The 972-nt window shown below is 62.6% G+C and carries 1 protein-coding gene; it reads right to left on the minus strand.

Annotated elements, in window-relative coordinates:
• Positions 1 to 114: 114 nt before the first annotated feature.
• On the minus strand, positions 115 to 966 hold the full coding sequence (locus A2J03_RS09080) for a helix-turn-helix transcriptional regulator (protein ID WP_068372440.1): 852 nt from the start codon (positions 964 to 966) through the stop codon (positions 115 to 117).
• Positions 967 to 972: the final 6 nt, after the last annotated feature.

A 972-nucleotide genomic window follows, 5' to 3' on the forward strand; every position in this document is an offset into this window, starting at 1 on the left:
CGCTGGTGGTCCTGAGACGCCGACCGGTGCCACGTAGTTGACGCGCCCGTGAATTTCGCTCCATTCTTTGCCGATATTTACGGGATCCCGTAAATATCGCCGAAGAATGGAGCCCTATGCACCCCCGGACCTAAGCGATTGCGTACCGATGACGGCGAGGACCTGGAGCCTCTCATAGCTCTCGCTGCCCGGGGTCGCCGTGTAGACCATCAGCGAGTGGGCGCAGCCCGGATCGATGAGACGTTGGCAGTTGAGCTCCAGCGCACCGACTTCGGGGTGGATCAAGTGCTTGACATCGTGCGGTCGTATCCCGATCTCGTGGTTGTCCCACGCACGCCGGAACTCATCGCTGCATTCCAAGAGGAGACTCGTCAAGTGCGCCGCTTTGGAGTCAGGGCCGCGGAGGGTAGCGAACTCGCGAAGACCGGAGGCATACATTCGGGTCAGAAATGCGTGTTCCTCAGGTGCGTATAGGTTTCGGGCTGTCGGGTCGGTGAACCACCGATAGCAGGAACTGCGAGCGGGCCCGGTGAACTGGGTCGTGTCGCCTGTGAGTGCAACCCCCATCGGAGTCTGGCGCAGAGTCTCGCCGATCTCCGTGACGATCTCGGCGGGGGTATCGATCAGTCGATCGAGGATGCGTAGCAGGCCAGGATTGATGTGATCACTCGACGTGCCCCTGGGTGGTGGGTTGTGCCCGGCGAGGCGGAACAGATGATCGCGTTCGTCGATCGACAGGTGAAGCCCTTGCGCGATCGAGGCGAGCATCTGCTGCGACGGCTGCGGTCCACGTTCGCGTTCCAGCCGGGAGTAGTAGTCGCTCGACATGTTGCACAGCGACGCGACCTCCTCGCGCCGCAACCCACTGGTCCGGCGCCGCTGTCCGCGAGGCAGACCGACGTCTTCGGGTTGCAGTGCCTCACGCCGATTGCGAAGAAACCCCGCCAACCCACTGCGATCGATCACGACGCT

Source organism: Rhodococcus sp. EPR-157 (genome assembly GCF_001647195.1).
In the GTDB taxonomy this organism is placed as follows: domain Bacteria; phylum Actinomycetota; class Actinomycetes; order Mycobacteriales; family Mycobacteriaceae; genus Rhodococcoides.